The following is a 16,157-nucleotide window of genomic DNA, read 5'->3' as shown; positions in this document are numbered from 1 at the left end:
CGGGGCTGTCCAAGGCTGACATTTCCGGTTTCAATACGCCTATGCCAGAATTCCTATCTATATACCCCAAGGTGAACCCCTTCTGATGGCCGATTGGCAATCCCTCGATCCCGAGGCCGCTCGCGAAGCGGAAAAATACGACAATCCTATTCCCAGCCGTGAGCTGATCCTGCAGCGTCTCGCCGACCGTGGCGAGCCGGCCGCGCGCGAACAGTTGGCGGAAGAATTCGGTCTTTATGAAGAAGACCAGATCGAAGCCCTGCGTCGGCGCCTGCGTGCCATGGAGCGCGATGGCCAGCTTATCTATACCCGGCGCGGCACTTATGCCCCGGTGGACAAGCTCGACCTGATTTGTGGTCGTGTGTCCGGCCACCGCGACGGCTTCGGCTTCCTGATCCCTGACGACGGCAGCGAGGACCTGTTCCTCAGCCCGGCACAGATGCGCCTGGTGTTCGATGGCGACCGTGGCCTGGCCCGGGTCTCCGGCGTCGACCGCCGTGGCCGCCGTGAAGGCGTGCTGGTGGAAGTCATCTCCCGTGCCCATGAAAGCGTGGTCGGCCGCTACTTCGAGGAAGGCGGCATTGGCTACGTGACTCCGGACAACCCGAAGATCCAGCAGGAAGTGCTGGTCACCGCCGGGCGCAACGGTGGCGCGAAGATCGGCCAGTTCGTCTCGATCAAGATCACCCACTGGCCCACCCCGCGCTTCCAGCCCCAGGGTGACGTGGTCGAGGTGATCGGCAACTACATGGCGCCGGGCATGGAGATCGACATCGCCCTGCGCAGCTACGACATCCCGCATGTCTGGCCGCAGGATGTGATCAAGGAAGCGCGCAAGTTCCGCTCCGAAGTCGAAGAGAAGGACAAGGAAAAGCGCATCGACCTGCGCCACCTGCCGTTCGTCACCATCGACGGCGAGGACGCTCGCGACTTCGACGACGCCGTCTACTGCGAACCGCTGGGCAAGCTGCGCCTGTTCTCCGGCGGCTGGCGCCTGTATGTGGCGATCGCCGACGTGTCCAGCTACGTGCGCCTGGGCTCGGCCCTGGACGTCGAGGCCCAGCAGCGCGGCAACTCGGTGTACTTCCCTGAGCGGGTGATCCCGATGTTGCCCGAGGAGCTGTCCAACGGCCTGTGCTCGCTGAACCCGCATGTCGATCGCCTGGCCATGGTCTGCGAAATGACCATGAACAAGGCCGGCCAGATGGTCGACTACCAGTTCTACGAGGGTGTCATCCACTCCCACGCGCGCCTGACCTACAACAAGGTCAGCAGCATGCTCGAGCATGCCCGTACCCGTGAAGGCAAGGCGCTGCGCGAGGAGTACAAGGAGGTCCTGCCGGACCTGAAGAACCTGTACAACCTGTACAAGGTGCTGGTCGATGCTCGTCACACCCGTGGCGCGATCGATTTCGAAACCCAGGAAACCCGGATCATCTTCGGCGATGACCGCAAGATCGACGAAATTCGTCCGACTGTGCGCAACGACGCCCACAAGCTGATCGAGGAATGCATGCTGGCGGCCAACGTCGCCACCGCCGAGTTCCTGCAGAAGCACAACGTGCCGGCGCTGTACCGCGTGCACGATGGCCCACCGCCGGAGCGCCTGGAAAAGCTGCGCGCCTTCCTCGGCGAGCTGGGCCTGACCCTGCACAAGGGCAAGGACCCGTCGCCCAAGGACTACCAGGCCCTGCTGGCGAGCATCGCCGGGCGCCCGGACTTCCACCTGATCCAGACCGTCATGCTGCGTTCGCTGAGCCAGGCGGTGTACAGCGTCGAGAACAACGGCCACTTCGGCCTGAACTACGAGGCCTACACCCACTTCACCTCGCCGATCCGCCGTTACCCGGACCTGCTGGTGCACCGTGCCATCCGTAGCGTGATCCGCTCCAAGGTCGACACCCCGCACGTCAAGCGTGCCGGTGCCATGAGCATTCCCAAGGCGCGTATCTACCCCTACGACGAGAACAGCCTCGAGCAGATGGGCGAGCAGTGCTCGATGACCGAGCGCCGCGCCGATGAGGCCACCCGCGACGTGGTCAACTGGCTCAAGTGCGAATACATGCGCGACCGCGTCGGCGAGACCTTCCCTGGTGTGATCACCGCGGTGACCGGTTTTGGCCTGTTCATCGAGCTGACCGATATCTATGTCGAAGGCCTGGTGCATGTCAGCGCCTTGCCGGGCGACTACTACCACTTCGACCCGGTGCACCACCGCCTGTCGGGTGAGCGCAGTGGCCGCAGCTTCCGCCTGGGCGACACGGTGGAAGTCAAGGTCATGCGCGTCGACCTCGAGCAGCGCAAGATCGATTTCGAGATGTCCGAGGCTACCGTCAACGCGCCGGTCGGCCGCAAGCCTGCCGCCTCAGGTAAAACCGCGGCCGGTATGGCCGCGCCCGAGCCTGCTCCTGCGCCCGAGGCGAAGATCTCGCCCAAGCCGCGCAGCCGCAAGAGCGAGACCGCCGAGGCGTACTTCCCGAAAGACGCCGTGCAGCGCAACGCCGAAGTGCGCAAGAGTCGCGAAATGAAAAAAGCCCTGATGGGCGAGGCGCGCCACGCCGGCAGCAAACCGGAGAAAGGCGCCAAGGCGTCGGGCAAGACCAAGCATCGCAAGGGGCCGTCGAAGTCCGGCGCGCCACGTAAGGGCAAGAGCAAGTCATGAGTCAGCTGGAAAAGATCTACGGCGTGCACGCCGTCCAGGCGCTGCTGCAGCATCACCCCAAGCGGGTCAAGCAGATCTGGCTCTCCGAAGGGCGTAGCGAGCCGCGTATCCAGGCCCTGCTGGAGCTGGCCGCGCAGAACCGCGTGCAGGTCGGCCAGGCCGAGCGCCGCGAGCTCGATGCCTGGGTCGAGGGCGTGCACCAGGGCGTGGTCGCCGAGGTGAGCCCGAGTCAGGTGTGGGGCGAGTTGATGCTCGAAGAGTTGCTCGAGCGCACCGAAACGCCGCCGCTGATCCTGGTGCTCGATGGCGTCACCGACCCGCACAACCTCGGTGCCTGCCTGCGTACCGCCGATGCCGCCGGTGCCACGGCGGTGGTGGTGCCCAAGGACAAGTCGGCGACCCTCACGCCGGTCGTGCGCAAGGTGGCGTGCGGCGCCGCAGAGGTGATTCCTCTGGTGGCCGTGACCAACCTGGCTCGCACCCTGGAGAAACTCCAGCAGCGTGGGCTGTGGGTGGTGGGTACCGCTGGCGAGGCCGAGCAGGAGGTCTACCAGCAGGACCTGACCGGTCCGCTGGTGATGATCATGGGCGCCGAGGGCAAGGGCATGCGCCGCTTGACCCGCGAGCACTGCGATTTCCTGGTCAAACTGCCGATGGCGGGCAGCGTCAGCAGCCTGAATGTCTCGGTGGCGACCGGGGTTTGCTTGTTCGAGGCCGTAAGGCAGCGCGGCCTTCGGCCTTAAGCGCCAAGCTGCAAGCGGCAAGAAGAAGCGGGGTCGGGTCCTGACTGCCTTCAACTTGCAGCTTGCCGCTTGTAACTTGAAGCTTCACCTGCCTTGCTTGTCCCCCCGGCCTTCTCTACAATTGCGCCCCTTGCCGAGCTGGCAGGCGCGCATGCGTCTTCGCTCAGGGCAAGACATACAGTGTCATTCACTCCTTGTCTGACCAGGTTGCTGGCAGACTACTAACCCGTAAGGAGCATTCATGCGTCATTACGAAATCATCTTCCTGGTTCACCCGGACCAGAGCGAGCAAGTCGGCGGCATGGTTGAGCGTTACACCAAGCTGATCGAAGAAGATGGTGGCAAGATCCACCGCCTGGAAGACTGGGGCCGCCGTCAGCTGGCCTACGCAATCAACAATGTTCACAAGGCTCACTACGTGATGCTGAACGTTGAGTGCACCGGCAAGGCCCTGGCCGAGCTGGAAGACAACTTCCGCTACAACGATGCCGTGATCCGTAACCTGGTCATCCGTCGCGACGAAGCCGTCACCGGCCCGTCCGAGATGCTCAAGGCCGAAGAGAACCGCAGCGAGCGCCGTGAGCGTCGTGAACGTCCTGAGCATGCTGATGGCGCCGAAGGCGACGACAGCAATGACAGCGACAACAGCGACAACGCTGACGAGTAATCCACGGACCTTCTTGAGGAGCCAATCACATGGCACGTTTCTTCCGTCGTCGTAAATTCTGCCGCTTCACTGCTGAAGACGTGAAAGAGATCGACTTCAAAGATCTCAACACCCTGAAAGCTTACGTATCCGAAACCGGCAAGATCGTTCCAAGCCGCATCACCGGTACCAAAGCTCGTTATCAGCGTCAGCTGGCTACCGCTATCAAGCGCGCCCGCTTCCTGGCCCTGCTGCCCTACACCGACAGCCACGGCCGCTGAGACCGGGTCGTCGACTAGGTAGCAAGGGATACGCATGCGAGCGTTAGCAAGTTTCATCATGCGCGGTCGTGTGCAGGCCACCCTCGTGGTGGTCATCAGCGCGGTACTGCCGCTGCTGTTCTGGTTGAGTGCCGCCGCCGGGAGCCTGGTGTTCCTGCGGCGCGGGTTCAAGGATGCGTCATCGGTCATTGCCTGGGGCCTTTTGCCCGGCGTGGCGATGTGGGTATTCGGCGAGCCAAGCACCTTGCTGGTGTTTCTGGGGACGCTGGGGCTGGCCGCGCTGTTGCGCGCCGAGCACAGCTGGGCCCGGATACTGCTGTCAAGTATCGTGCTGGCGCTGCTGTATAGCCTGGTCCTTGATGTGGTGCTGCGTGACACCTTCGAGGTGCTGGCCCAGGCGCTTGAAAAAGCCCTGCCGCAGTTCGAAGGCAAGCCGGTGCTGCCCGGTGAGCTGATCGGCCCGCTGCTGATCGCTTCCAGTGCAGTAATGCTGCAGTTGTTCAGTGTGCTGGCGTTGATGCTGGCGCGTTACTGGCAAGCGGCGTTGTACAACCCCGGTGGCTTCGGTCGCGAGTTTCGCGAACTGCGGTTGCCGAAAGTGCCCATGCTGGCACTGGTGTCACTGATGGTGCTGGGTCCGTTCCTCGGACCGCAGTTCATCGTGCTGGCATCGGCCTCCAGCCTGGTGCTACTGCTGGCAGCCATCGCCCTGGTTCACGGGCTGGTGGCGCAGCGGCGAATCGCCGGCTTCTGGCTGGTGGGGCTGTACGTGACGCTGCCGCTGCTCATGCAGTTGATGTATCCGTTGCTCGTGGTTCTGGCCATTGTCGACAGCCTGATTGATTTTCGCGGTCGCAAGTCCCCTTCACAGGGTGACGACTCCGCGAACGGTGAAGGTTAAAAGTTAAGAGGTTTTACCAAATGGAACTGATCCTGCTGGAAAAAGTCGCCAACCTGGGCAACCTGGGCGACAAAGTAAACGTTAAGGCTGGTTACGGCCGTAACTACCTGCTGCCGTTCGGCAAGGCCACCGTTGCCAACGCCGCCAACCTGGCCGCGTTCGAAGAGCGCCGCGCCGAGCTGGAAAAAGCTGCAGCAGACAAGAAAGCTTCGGCTGAAAGCCGCGCTGCCCAACTGGCCGAGCTGGAAGTGACCATCACTGCCACCGCTGGCGACGAAGGCAAGCTGTTCGGTTCGATCGGCACCCACGACATCGCTGACGCCCTGACCGCCTCCGGCGTTGAAGTGGCCAAGGCTGAAGTTCGTCTGCCGAACGGCACCATCCGTCAGGTTGGCGAATACGACGTAGCCGTGCACCTGCACAGCGACGTTGAAGCCACCGTACGCGTGGTTGTCGTCGCTGCCTAAGCGGCCTTAATCGGCTGGCCCCTCGTGGGCCGGGCGGTTAACATCGGGCACGGTCCTGTTTCCTACAGGCCGTGCCCTTTGTCTTTTTCATCTTCCAGAATTCTTTCGTGGCCATGAACGAGATCTCTACCTCCGAACAGCTCGACCTGCAAACCGCTGCCCTGAAGGTGCCGCCGCATTCCATCGAGGCCGAACAGGCCGTGCTCGGTGGCCTGATGCTGGAGAACAGTGCCTGGGAGCGGGTGCTGGACCAGGTTTCGGACGGTGACTTCTATCGGCATGACCACCGCCTGATCTTCCGCGCCATCCACAAGCTGGCGGATCAGAACCAGCCGTTCGACGTGGTGACCCTGCACGAGCAGCTGGACAAGGAAGGCCTGTCGACCCAGGTCGGCGGCCTGGCGTATCTGGCCGAACTGGCCAAGAACACCCCGTCGGTGGCCAACATCAAGGCCTACGCCGCGATCATTCGCGAGCGGGCCACGCTGCGCCAGCTGATCAGTATCAGTACCGACATCGCCGACAACGCCTTCAACCCGCAGGGGCGCAATGCCGAGGAAATCCTCGACGACGCCGAGCGGCAGATCTTCCAGATCGCCGAGGCGCGGCCGAAGACCGGCGGCCCGGTGGGGGTCAACGAGCTGTTGACCATGGCCATCGACCGCATCGACACGCTGTTCAACTCCGACAGCGACATCACCGGTATCTCCACTGGCTACACCGACCTGGACGAGAAGACCAGCGGCCTGCAGCCGGCCGACCTGATCATCGTTGCCGGCCGTCCATCGATGGGCAAGACCACCTTCGCCATGAACCTGGTGGAAAACGCCGTGCTGCGCAGCGACAAGGTGGTGCTGGTGTTCTCCCTTGAGATGCCCGGCGAATCGCTGGTCATGCGTATGCTTTCGTCCCTCGGCCGCATTGACCAGACCAAGGTGCGTTCCGGCCAGCTGGACGACGACGACTGGCCACGCCTGACCTCGGCGGTGAACCTGCTCAACGACCGCAAGCTGTTCATCGACGACACTGCCGGCATCAGCCCGTCGGAGATGCGCGCGCGCACCCGCCGCCTGGCCCGTGAGCATGGCGATATCGCCATGATCATGGTCGACTACTTGCAGCTGATGCAGATTCCGGGCTCTGCTGGCGATAACCGCACCAACGAGATTTCCGAGATCTCCCGCTCGTTGAAAGCCCTGGCCAAGGAATTCAACTGCCCGGTGATCGCCCTGTCGCAGCTCAACCGCTCCCTGGAGCAGCGCCCGAACAAGCGCCCGGTCAACTCCGACTTGCGTGAATCCGGAGCGATCGAGCAGGACGCCGACGTGATCATGTTCGTCTACCGCGACGAGGTGTATCACCCAGAGACCGAGCACAAGGGCGTGGCCGAGATCATCATCGGCAAGCAGCGTAACGGCCCCATCGGCTTTATCCGCCTGGCGTTCATCGGCAAGTACACGCGCTTCGAGAACCTGGCGCCGGGCATGTACAACTTCGACGACGACGAATAAGCCATCAGGCTTGCCTGGCCCCTGTGGGAGCGGGTTTACCCGCGAATGCGATGGTGGGGTCACCGACGCATTCGCGGGTAAACCCGCTCCCACAGGGGCCAGTACTCTTTTTGGATGATCCTCATGAATCCGACCACCACCGTCGGATTTGGTCAAAATTTGTGCTATATTCCGCGCCCGCGATTTTCCTGCACACCAGAACCGGTCACTGACATGCAAGCAGCCAAACCACTCTACGACTATCCCAAGTACTGGGCCGAATGCTTCGGGCCGGCACCGTTCCTGCCGATGAGCAGGGAGGAAATGGATCAGCTCGGCTGGGATTCCTGCGACATCATCATCGTGACCGGCGACGCCTATGTCGACCACGCCTCGTTCGGCATGGCCATCATTGGTCGTCTGCTGGAAGCCCAGGGTTTCCGCGTAGGCATCATCGCCCAGCCGAACTGGCAGTCGAAAGACGACTTCATGAAGCTCGGCGAGCCGAACCTGTTCTTCGGCGTTGCGGCAGGCAACATGGACTCGATGATCAACCGCTACACCGCGGACAAGAAGATCCGCTCCGACGACGCCTATACCCCTGGCGGCCTGGCCGGCAAGCGCCCGGACCGCGCCAGCCTGGTGTACAGCCAGCGTTGCAAGGAAGCCTACAAGCACGTGCCGATCGTGCTGGGCGGCATCGAGGCCTCGCTGCGTCGAATCGCTCACTACGACTACTGGCAGGACAAGGTACGTCACTCGATCCTGGTCGACGCCAGCGCCGACATCCTGCTGTACGGCAACGCCGAGCGCGCCATCGTCGAGGTCGCCCAGCGCCTGTCCCAGGGCGAGAGCATCGAGCAGATCACCGATGTGCGTGGCACCGCGTTCATTCGCCGCGACACCCCGCAGGGCTGGTTCGAGATCGATTCCACCCGCATCGACCGCCCAGGCCGGGTCGACAAGATCATCAACCCGTACGTGAACACCCAGGACACCCAGGCCTGCGCCATCGAGCAGGCCAAGGGCGACCAGGAAGACCCGAACGAAGCCAAGGTGGTGCAGATTCTCGACAGCCCGAGCGTCACCCGTGAAAAGTCGGTGATCCGCCTGCCGTCGTTCGAGAAGGTGCGCAACGACCCGGTGCTCTACGCGCACGCCAACCGCGTGCTGCACCTGGAGACCAACCCGGGCAACGCCCGCGCCCTGGTGCAGAAGCATGGCGAAGTGGATGTGTGGTTCAACCCGCCACCCATTCCCATGACCACCGAGGAAATGGACTACGTGTTCGGCATGCCCTACGCGCGCATTCCGCACCCGGCCTATGGCAAGGAGCGCATCCCGGCCTACGAGATGATCCGTTTCTCGGTGAACATCATGCGTGGCTGCTTCGGCGGCTGCACCTTCTGCTCGATCACCGAGCACGAAGGGCGGATCATCCAGAACCGTTCGCACGAATCGATCCTGCACGAGATCGAAGAGATGCGTGACAAGGTGCCGGGCTTCACCGGCGTGGTCTCCGACCTTGGCGGGCCGACCGCCAACATGTACCGCATCGCCTGCAAGAGCCACGACATCGAGAAGCACTGCCGCAAGCCGTCGTGCGTGTTCCCCGGCATTTGCGAGAACCTCAACACCGACCACAGCTCGCTGATCGAGCTGTACCGCAAGGCCCGTGCCCTGCCGGGGGTGAAGAAGATCCTGATCGCTTCGGGCCTGCGCTACGACCTGGCGGTGGAATCGCCGGAGTACGTGCGCGAGCTGGTGACCCACCACGTTGGTGGTTACCTGAAGATCGCCCCGGAGCACACCGAGCGTGGCCCGCTGGACAAGATGATGAAGCCGGGCATCGGCACCTACGACCGCTTCAAGCGCATGTTCGAGAAGTTCTCGAAAGAGGCGGGCAAGGAACAGTACCTGATCCCGTACTTCATCGCCGCGCACCCGGGCACCACCGACGAAGACATGATGAACCTGGCCCTGTGGCTCAAGGGCAACGGCTTCCGTGCCGACCAGGTGCAGGCGTTCTACCCGTCACCGATGGCTTCGGCGACCGCCATGTACCACTCGGGCAAGAACCCGTTGCGCAAGGTCACCTACAAGAGCGAAGGGGTGGAGATCGTCAAGAGCGAGGAACAGCGCCGCTTGCATAAGGCGTTCCTGCGCTACCACGACCCGAAGGGCTGGCCGATGCTGCGGGAAGCGCTGCAGCGCATGGGCCGTGCCGACCTGATCGGGCCGGGCAAGCACCAGTTGATCCCGCTGCACCAGCCGCAGACCGACACTTACCAGAGTGCGCGACGCAAGAACTCGACCCCGGCCGGCAGCCACAAGGTGGGCAAGGAGCAGAAGATCCTCACCCAGCACACCGGCCTGCCACCGCGCGCCAGCGACGGCAGCAAGCCGTGGGACAAGCGCGAGAAGGCCAAGGCCGAGGCGTTCGCCCGCAACCAGCAGGCGGCCAAGGAGCGTAAAGAGGCAGCCAAGGGCGGCAAGGGCAAGAAGCCGCGCCAGCCGGTCATTCCGCGTTGATTGATCTTTCTTGGGGCTGCTATGCAGCCCTTTCGCGGCACAAGGCCGCTCCTACAGGCGAATGCGATCTTCTGTAGGAGCGGCCTTGTGTCGCGAAAGGACCGCGAAGCGGTCCCAGGATTTCAGCCTTCAATCCGGCTGCTTGTCGACCCACTTCGGCAATACCGGCGACTCGAACCTGTCCATCCCCTCCAGCAACTCATCCGGCTGCTGCCCGAGCAACAGCATCGCCCGGTGCTGCGGCCGCACGAAGCCCTCTTCGACGATATGGTCGAGGAACCCGCCCAGCTTTTCATAGAACCCGTTCACATCCAGCAGCCCCAGCGGCTTGGCGTGATAGCCCAGTTGCCCCCAGGTCCACACCTCGAACAGTTCCTCCAACGTGCCCAGGCCACCCGGCAGGGCGATGAAGGCATCGCTGAGCTCGGCCATGCGCGCCTTGCGCGCGTGCATGCCATCCACCACTTCCAGGCGGGTCAGGCCTTTGTGGCCGATTTCGGCGTTCATCAGGCTCTGGGGAATGATGCCGACCACTTCGCCACCGGCGGCCAGGGCGGCGTCGGCCACGGTGCCCATCAGGCCGACCGCGCCACCACCGTAGACCAGCGTCAGGCCGCGACGGGCGATGGCCTCGCCGAGGGCGACGGCGGCTTCACGGTAGGCGGGGTTGGCGCCGATGCTGGCGCCACAGAACACACAAACGGAACGTACAGGCATAGCTTCTCTCCCTTTACTGGCGCACAGGGTAAGGCGCATGCCTGTCACTTCCAAGGGGGATCACTCGGGGCGGGCGAACTCGCAGATTGCACCGCTGGCGCCGTGGGCATAGGCGGCGAGCAGACTGTTCATGAAATTGGAGAGGGACATTTCATTCAACTCCTAAATGAGAGGTTGTCCCATCGTCTATCAAGAGGGCATGATGTGCACTTTGAATGGTTGTATACAATCCATTGAACAAATTTACTGGCTGGCCACTTGACACCCCTTGACCCACATCAGGTACGGGCGTCCTGTTTTCAGGCAGTCTCGCAATTGATAAAACCCTGCCAAGGAGATTCATGATGTTTGCGAAAGCTGTAGCGGTATCCCTGCTGACCCTCGCCAGCGCCTCTGTCTTTGCCGCCGACTGCAAGGTGACTGTCGACTCGACCGACCAGATGTCGTTCAACACCAAGGAATTCACCATCGACAAGAGCTGCAAGACCGTCGAGATCGAACTGACCCACGGCGGCAGCCTGCCGAAGAACGTCATGGGCCACAACCTGGTGATCAGCAAGACCGCCGACATGCAGGCCATCGCTACCGAGGGCATGTCCCAGGGGCTGGACAAGGACTACATCAAGGCCGACAACGCCGCGATCATCGGCCACACCAAGATGATCGGTGCCGGCGAAAAAGACACCATCAAGCTCGACACCTCGAAGCTGGAAGCCGGTGGCGACTACAGCTTCTTCTGCACCTTCCCGGGCCACATCTCGATGATGAAGGGCAAGGTCGTCGTCAAGTAATGACAGCGGTCTAGGGCTTTAGGGCCTATTCGCGGGCAAGCCCGCTCCCACAGGTGATGTGAAATCCTGTGGGAGCGGGCTTGTCGGGGCGCCGAACCGCCGCGAAGCTTTTATGGGGCGAACGGCAGTTCGCGTTTGTGCTGGGTCTTGCGGTAGGTGGCGACGATGATGTCGAACGCCTCCTGATCGACCGGCTGCCCATGCAGGAAGGCATCGATCTGCTGGTAGGTCACGCCGTGGGACGCTTCGTCCGGCTTGCCCGGTTCCAGGTCTTCGAGGTCCGCGGTCGGTACCTTCTCCACCAGCGACTCTGGCGCGCCAAAGCTGCGCGCGATCGCCCGCACCTGGTTCTTCACCAGCCCGCTCAGCGGCGCCAGGTCGCAGGCCCCATCACCGAACTTAGTAAAGAAGCCCATCACCGCCTCGGCGGCATGGTCGGTGCCGATCACCAGGCCTGCGCGGGCGCCGGCGATGGTGTACTGGGCGACCATGCGGGTACGCGCCTTGACGTTGCCGACGACAAAGTCCACCAGGCTCGGCGAACCGTTTTTCAGCTCCTGAACTTCCGCCGCCAGGGCCTTCACCGCCGGGGCGATGTCGATGGTGTGCACCTCGTCGGCCTTGATCACCTCCAGGCAGGCCTGGGCATCGTGCTCATCGTGCTGCACCTGGTACGGCAGGCGCACGGCGATGAAGGTGTAGGCCTGGTCGCCGGTCTCGCTGCGCAGCTCATTGATGGCGCGCTGGGCGAGCAGGGCGGCGGTCAGCGAGTCGACGCCGCCGCTGATGCCCAGCACCAGGGTCTTGAGCCGGGCGTTGGCCAGGCAGTCCTTGATGAAGGCCACGCGGCGGGCGACTTCGGTCTCCAGCGCGGCGGCATCAGCGAACGGCGGCTGCACCTTGAGGGCCTGGGCAATCTCTTGCTGTACGGCTTGCATGGGTTACTCCTTGCTGGGGACTTTGAATACGTGGCGCATGTAGGCGACGAAGTTGGCGTCGCGGCACTGGGTCTTGGCGGCTTCGTCAGAGATCTTCGCCACCGGCGAGCCGTTGCAGTCGGTCATTTTAAGCACGATGTTCATCGGCGCCACGCCCGGTATGTCGCAGGTCAGGTTGGTGCCGATACCGAAGCTGACGTTGATGCGCCCGCGCAGGGCACGGAAGATTTCCAGTGAACGGGTCAGGTTCAGGCCGTCGGAGAACACCAGGGTCTTGGTCATCGGGTCGATGCCGAGCTTCTGGTAATGGGCGATGGCCTTTTCCGCCCATTGCACTGGATCGCCCGAGTCGTGGCGCAGGCCATCGAACAGCTTGGCGAAGTACAGGTCGAAATCGCGCAGGAAGGCATCCATGGTGATGCAGTCGGTCAGGGCGATACCGAGCAGGCCGCGGTACTCGCGAACCCAGCAGTCCAGCGCGGCGATCTGGCTGTCGATCAGCCGCGGGCCGAGCTGTTGGTGGGCCATGATCCACTCGTGGGCCATGGTGCCCAGGGGCTTGAGATCCAGCTTCCAGGCCAGGTCGACGTTGCTGGTGCCGACGAAGCGCCCCGGGAAATCATCGCGCAGCACCCGCACCACCTCGGCCTGCACCCGGCTGGAGAAGCGCCGGCGGGTGCCGAAGTCGGCCACCTGCAACTCGGCCAGCTCGTCGGCGCTGGCATGGGCGCGCAGCCAGTCGAACTTGCGCTGCAGCTGGTCGCGGGCTTCGCTCAGGCGCATGCGCGGGTGCAGGTGGCGGTTGCGCACCTCGCTGATGATCGCCAGCAACGGCACCTCGAACAGGATCACATGCAGCCAGGGGCCTTTCAGGCGCAGGAACAGCTGGTCGTTTTCGATGCCGATGCGCACGTAGCGCAGGTTGAAGCGGAACAGACGCAAGAAGCGCAGGAAGTCCGGCTTGAGGAAGCTGATGCGTTCGAGGAAGGCCAGTTGGCCGTCATCCAGGGTGAGTTCGCTGAGCAGCTCGAGCTGGTGGCGAATCTCGCCCAGGTAGGGGCGCAGGTCCTCGCCGTTGCGGCAGCGAAACTCCCATTCGACGTCGGCGTCCGGGTAGTTGTGCAGCACGGCCTGCATCATCGTCAGTTTGTAGAAGTCGGTGTCGAGCAGGTTGTGCACGATGCGCTCGGCGAATGCGCTCTCGCTCATCAGGGGGAAGCTCCAGGGCGGGCAATGGCGGGTATTGTGCCAGCCTTTGGGGTGATATTGCGCCTGTACCGGCCTCTTCGCGGGTAAACCCGCTCCCACAGGTAGAGTGCCATCCTGTGACAGCAACTGTCTTTTGTGGACGCTGGCTCCTACAAGTGAGGCTCAGGCGTCGCGCGGCTCATGTGGGAGCGGGTAAACCCGCGAAGAGGCCGGCTCAGGCAAAACAGGTGTTTTTCCGTGCACCGGCTAGCCTTCAAACAGTGCTCCCTGTAGCAGTCGCGCACCAGCGGTGTGCAGTTCGGTGACGTCCGCTGTTACAGGCTGGTTGCACGTTAACACTTGCCGGGGTTGCAATGATGGCGCTCGACGGTTGCTCCTTGTCTAGGCGTGTCGGTGGCGCTTGCCTCATGGCAGACGGTTGCACGCTCAATAAAGAAAAGGCCGCCGGTCGCCTCATCGCGCCCCTCATCGTGTGTTTTCCCGGAAGACAAATCCACTGGCACGGCCCTTGCTCGGAGCACAGGGCTGAGAAGTTGTAGTGCCAACCAAAAAAAATACTCTAGGAGCACCACCTCATGTCGCAGACGTTTTACAAGAAAGGTTTCCTGGCACTGGCCGTGGCCACGGCACTGGGTGTTTCTTCGTATGTTCAGGCCGACGTCAAGTTTGGCGTCGCAGGCCCCATGACCGGGGCCAACGCAGCGTTTGGCGAGCAGTACATGAAGGGTGCGCAGGCCGCGGCCGATGTGATCAACAAGGCCGGTGGCGTCAACGGCGAGAAGATCGTACTGGTCAAGGGCGATGACGCCTGCGAGCCGAAGCAGGCCGTGGCCGTGGCCAACCGCCTGGTCGACCAGGACAAGGTGATTGGCGTGGTCGGCCACTTCTGCTCCTCCAACACCATCCCCGCTTCCGAGGTCTACGACGAAGCCGGCGTGATCGCCATCACCCCGGGCTCGACCAACCCGCAGGTGACCGAGCGCGGCCTGTCGGCGATGTTCCGCATGTGCGGGCGTGACGACCAGCAGGGCATCGTCGCCGGCAACTACATCGTCGATGTGCTCAAGGGCAAGAAGGTGGTGGTGCTGCACGACAAGGACACCTACGGCCAGGGCCTGGCCGACGCGACCAAGGCGCAGCTGATCAAGCGTGGTGTCACCCCGGTGTTGTACGAAGGCCTGACCCGTGGCGAGAAGGACTTCAGCGCGGTGGTCACCAAGATCCGCGCCGCCGGTGCCGACGTCGTCTACTTCGGCGGCCTGCACCCCGAGGCCGGCCCGCTGGTGCGCCAGCTGCGCGAGCAGGGCCTGAAGGACGTGGCGTTCATGTCCGACGACGGCATCGTTACCGACGAACTGGTGGCCACCGCCGGCGGCGCCCAGTACACCAACGGCGTGTACATGACCTTCGGCGCCGACCCACGCCTGCTGCCCGACAGCAAGGCAGTGGTCGAGGAGTTCCGCAAGAACGGCACCGAGCCCGAAGGCTACACCCTGTATGCCTACGCCTCGGTCCAGGCGCTGGCCGCCGCCTTCAACGGCGCCAAGTCGAACAAGGGCGAGGACGCCGCCAAGTGGCTCAAGGCCAACCCGGTCAAGACTGTCATGGGCGAGAAGAAGTGGGACAGTAAGGGCGACCTGACCGTCTCCGACTACGTGGTCTACCAGTGGGATGCCAACGGCAAGTACCACCAGCTGGAAAAACAACAATAACAACGGCATCCGGCCCGGGCGCGTTGCCCGGGCCATTGCCCCGCGGTACCTGTCATTGTCAGTAGATCTGCACAGTTCTGCGCTGCGAGGGCCGCTGCATCCGGGCCTTGCGTGGTCGGCGCTCGTGCAATCTCAATCAGGTGAGATTGCGTTATGGATGGTATTTTCCTGCAGCAACTGGTCAACGGCCTGACCTTAGGGTCGGTCTACGGCCTGATCGCCATCGGCTACACAATGGTCTATGGCATCATCGGCATGATCAACTTCGCGCACGGCGAGGTGTACATGATCTCCGCGTACCTGGCGGCGATCAGCCTGGCATTGCTGGCCTATTTCGGCATCGAGTCATTTCCCCTGCTGATGCTCGGCACGCTGTTGTTCACCGTCGTCGTCACCGGCGTCTATGGCTTCACCATCGAACGCATCGCCTACAAACCCCTGCGCAACTCCACCCGCCTGGCGCCCTTGATCAGCGCCATCGGCATTTCGCTGATCCTGCAGAACTACGCGCAGATCAGCCAGGGCGCCCGCCAGCAAGGCGTGCCGACCCTGCTCGAAGGCGCCATGCGCATCGAGGTTGGCACCGGCTTCGTGCAACTGACCTACACCAAGATCTTCATCCTGGTCGCAGCCTTCGTCGGCATGGGCCTGCTCACCTACGTGATCAAGTACACCAAACTCGGCCGCATGTGCCGTGCCACCCAGCAAGACCGCAAGATGGCCTCGATCCTCGGCATCAACACCGACCGGGTGATCTCCTACGTGTTCGTCATCGGTGCGGTGATGGCTGCGCTGGCCGGTGTGCTGATCACCATGAACTACGGCACCTTCGACTTCTACGCCGGCTTCATCATCGGCATCAAGGCGTTCACCGCCGCGGTGCTCGGCGGCATCGGCTCGCTGCCGGGGGCCATGCTCGGCGGGATCATCCTGGGCATTTCCGAATCGCTGTTCTCGGGCATGATCAACTCCGACTACAAGGACGTGTTCAGCTTCTCGCTGCTGGTGATCATCCTCATCTTCCGTCCCCAGGGCCTGCTGGGTCGCCCGCTCGTGGCTAAGGTGTGA

At 63.0% G+C, this 16,157-nt stretch carries 14 protein-coding genes; 11 read left to right on the top strand and 3 right to left on the bottom strand.

Annotated features, from left to right (window positions below; genetic code table 11):
* Window positions 1–85: 85 nt before the first annotated feature.
* The 8 genes from rnr (at window position 86) to HU772_RS22215 (ending at window position 9,722) form a co-directional block, all read left to right on the top strand.
* Window positions 86–2,662: a ribonuclease R gene (rnr, locus tag HU772_RS22250; RefSeq protein ID WP_186660773.1), complete on the top strand. Its 2,577-nt coding sequence runs from the start codon at window positions 86–88 to the stop codon at window positions 2,660–2,662.
* On the top strand, window positions 2,659–3,405 hold the full coding sequence (gene rlmB, locus HU772_RS22245) for a 23S rRNA (guanosine(2251)-2'-O)-methyltransferase RlmB (RefSeq protein WP_186660772.1): 747 nt from the start codon (window positions 2,659–2,661) through the stop codon (window positions 3,403–3,405). The genes rnr and rlmB overlap by 4 nt, the downstream gene beginning before the upstream one ends.
* Window positions 3,406–3,646: 241 nt before the next feature.
* On the top strand, window positions 3,647–4,072 hold the full coding sequence (rpsF, locus tag HU772_RS22240; RefSeq protein ID WP_011535936.1) for a 30S ribosomal protein S6: 426 nt from the start codon (window positions 3,647–3,649) through the stop codon (window positions 4,070–4,072).
* Between the two features lie 29 nt (window positions 4,073–4,101).
* Window positions 4,102–4,332, top strand: a complete 231-nt coding sequence (gene rpsR, locus HU772_RS22235) for a 30S ribosomal protein S18 (RefSeq protein ID WP_003249563.1) — start codon at window positions 4,102–4,104, stop codon at window positions 4,330–4,332.
* 34 nt (window positions 4,333–4,366) lie between these two features.
* Window positions 4,367–5,233, top strand: coding sequence for a hypothetical protein (locus tag HU772_RS22230; protein ID WP_186660771.1), 867 nt, complete (start codon window positions 4,367–4,369; stop codon window positions 5,231–5,233).
* Window positions 5,234–5,253: 20 nt separating this feature from the next.
* On the top strand, window positions 5,254–5,700 hold the full coding sequence (rplI, locus tag HU772_RS22225) for a 50S ribosomal protein L9 (RefSeq protein WP_134690280.1): 447 nt from the start codon (window positions 5,254–5,256) through the stop codon (window positions 5,698–5,700).
* Window positions 5,701–5,813: 113 nt separating this feature from the next.
* Window positions 5,814–7,211 (top strand): replicative DNA helicase, encoded by a 1,398-nt coding sequence (gene dnaB, locus HU772_RS22220; RefSeq protein ID WP_186660770.1) that lies wholly within the window; start codon window positions 5,814–5,816, stop codon window positions 7,209–7,211.
* Window positions 7,212–7,424: 213 nt separating this feature from the next.
* Complete coding sequence (locus HU772_RS22215; protein ID WP_186660769.1) at window positions 7,425–9,722, top strand: YgiQ family radical SAM protein; 2,298 nt, start codon at window positions 7,425–7,427, stop codon at window positions 9,720–9,722.
* 129 nt (window positions 9,723–9,851) lie between these two features.
* Here HU772_RS22215 and HU772_RS22210 read toward each other — a convergent pair whose 3' ends face one another.
* On the bottom strand, window positions 9,852–10,439 hold the full coding sequence (locus HU772_RS22210) for a cytokinin riboside 5'-monophosphate phosphoribohydrolase (RefSeq protein WP_186660768.1): 588 nt from the start codon (window positions 10,437–10,439) through the stop codon (window positions 9,852–9,854).
* A 344-nt stretch (window positions 10,440–10,783) separates the two neighbouring features.
* Between HU772_RS22210 and azu the strand changes: the two genes are divergently transcribed.
* Window positions 10,784–11,230, top strand: coding sequence for an azurin (azu, locus tag HU772_RS22205; RefSeq protein ID WP_050707129.1), 447 nt, complete (start codon window positions 10,784–10,786; stop codon window positions 11,228–11,230).
* A gap of 110 nt (window positions 11,231–11,340) precedes the next feature.
* On the opposite strand, the gene nadE is transcribed toward azu, so the two are convergent.
* Together nadE and pncB are read right to left on the bottom strand one after the other, a co-directional pair.
* The gene (nadE, locus tag HU772_RS22200) at window positions 11,341–12,168 is read right to left on the bottom strand and encodes an NAD(+) synthase (protein WP_186660767.1); all 828 of its coding nucleotides are present in this window, start codon (window positions 12,166–12,168) and stop codon (window positions 11,341–11,343) included.
* Between the two features lie 3 nt (window positions 12,169–12,171).
* A complete protein-coding gene (gene pncB, locus HU772_RS22195) occupies window positions 12,172–13,377 on the bottom strand; it encodes a nicotinate phosphoribosyltransferase (RefSeq protein ID WP_186660766.1) in 1,206 nt (401 codons plus the stop codon).
* Between the two features lie 575 nt (window positions 13,378–13,952).
* Here pncB and HU772_RS22190 point away from each other — a divergent pair.
* Window positions 13,953–15,089, top strand: coding sequence for a branched-chain amino acid ABC transporter substrate-binding protein (locus HU772_RS22190; RefSeq protein ID WP_186660764.1), 1,137 nt, complete (start codon window positions 13,953–13,955; stop codon window positions 15,087–15,089).
* Between the two features lie 153 nt (window positions 15,090–15,242).
* Window positions 15,243–16,157 carry an ABC transporter permease subunit gene (locus HU772_RS22185; protein WP_186660763.1) on the top strand — a complete coding sequence of 305 codons (915 nt, stop codon included), beginning with the start codon at window positions 15,243–15,245 and terminating at the stop codon, window positions 16,155–16,157.

Origin of the sequence: Pseudomonas xantholysinigenes, assembly GCF_014268885.2 — a bacterium.
GTDB lineage: Bacteria > Pseudomonadota > Gammaproteobacteria > Pseudomonadales > Pseudomonadaceae > Aquipseudomonas > Aquipseudomonas xantholysinigenes.
Note: the sequence above shows the minus strand (reverse complement) of the source record. Positions and strands in the feature narration are given on the sequence as shown.

Excerpts from the sequence above, each read along its gene's own strand:
- rnr (WP_186660773.1), top strand. The coding sequence starts at position 86 with ATGGCCGATTGGCAATCCCTCGATCCCGAGGCCGCTCGCGAAGCGGAA.
- rlmB (WP_186660772.1), top strand. The coding sequence starts at position 2,659 with ATGAGTCAGCTGGAAAAGATCTACGGCGTGCACGCCGTCCAGGCGCTG.
- rpsF (WP_011535936.1), top strand. The coding sequence starts at position 3,647 with ATGCGTCATTACGAAATCATCTTCCTGGTTCACCCGGACCAGAGCGAG.
- rpsR (WP_003249563.1), top strand. The coding sequence starts at position 4,102 with ATGGCACGTTTCTTCCGTCGTCGTAAATTCTGCCGCTTCACTGCTGAA.
- HU772_RS22230 (WP_186660771.1), top strand. The coding sequence starts at position 4,367 with ATGCGAGCGTTAGCAAGTTTCATCATGCGCGGTCGTGTGCAGGCCACC.
- rplI (WP_134690280.1), top strand. The coding sequence starts at position 5,254 with ATGGAACTGATCCTGCTGGAAAAAGTCGCCAACCTGGGCAACCTGGGC.
- dnaB (WP_186660770.1), top strand. The coding sequence starts at position 5,814 with ATGAACGAGATCTCTACCTCCGAACAGCTCGACCTGCAAACCGCTGCC.
- HU772_RS22215 (WP_186660769.1), top strand. The coding sequence starts at position 7,425 with ATGCAAGCAGCCAAACCACTCTACGACTATCCCAAGTACTGGGCCGAA.
- HU772_RS22210 (WP_186660768.1), bottom strand. The coding sequence starts at position 10,439 with ATGCCTGTACGTTCCGTTTGTGTGTTCTGTGGCGCCAGCATCGGCGCC.
- azu (WP_050707129.1), top strand. The coding sequence starts at position 10,784 with ATGTTTGCGAAAGCTGTAGCGGTATCCCTGCTGACCCTCGCCAGCGCC.
- nadE (WP_186660767.1), bottom strand. The coding sequence starts at position 12,168 with ATGCAAGCCGTACAGCAAGAGATTGCCCAGGCCCTCAAGGTGCAGCCG.
- pncB (WP_186660766.1), bottom strand. The coding sequence starts at position 13,377 with ATGAGCGAGAGCGCATTCGCCGAGCGCATCGTGCACAACCTGCTCGAC.
- HU772_RS22190 (WP_186660764.1), top strand. The coding sequence starts at position 13,953 with ATGTCGCAGACGTTTTACAAGAAAGGTTTCCTGGCACTGGCCGTGGCC.
- HU772_RS22185 (WP_186660763.1), top strand. The coding sequence starts at position 15,243 with ATGGATGGTATTTTCCTGCAGCAACTGGTCAACGGCCTGACCTTAGGG.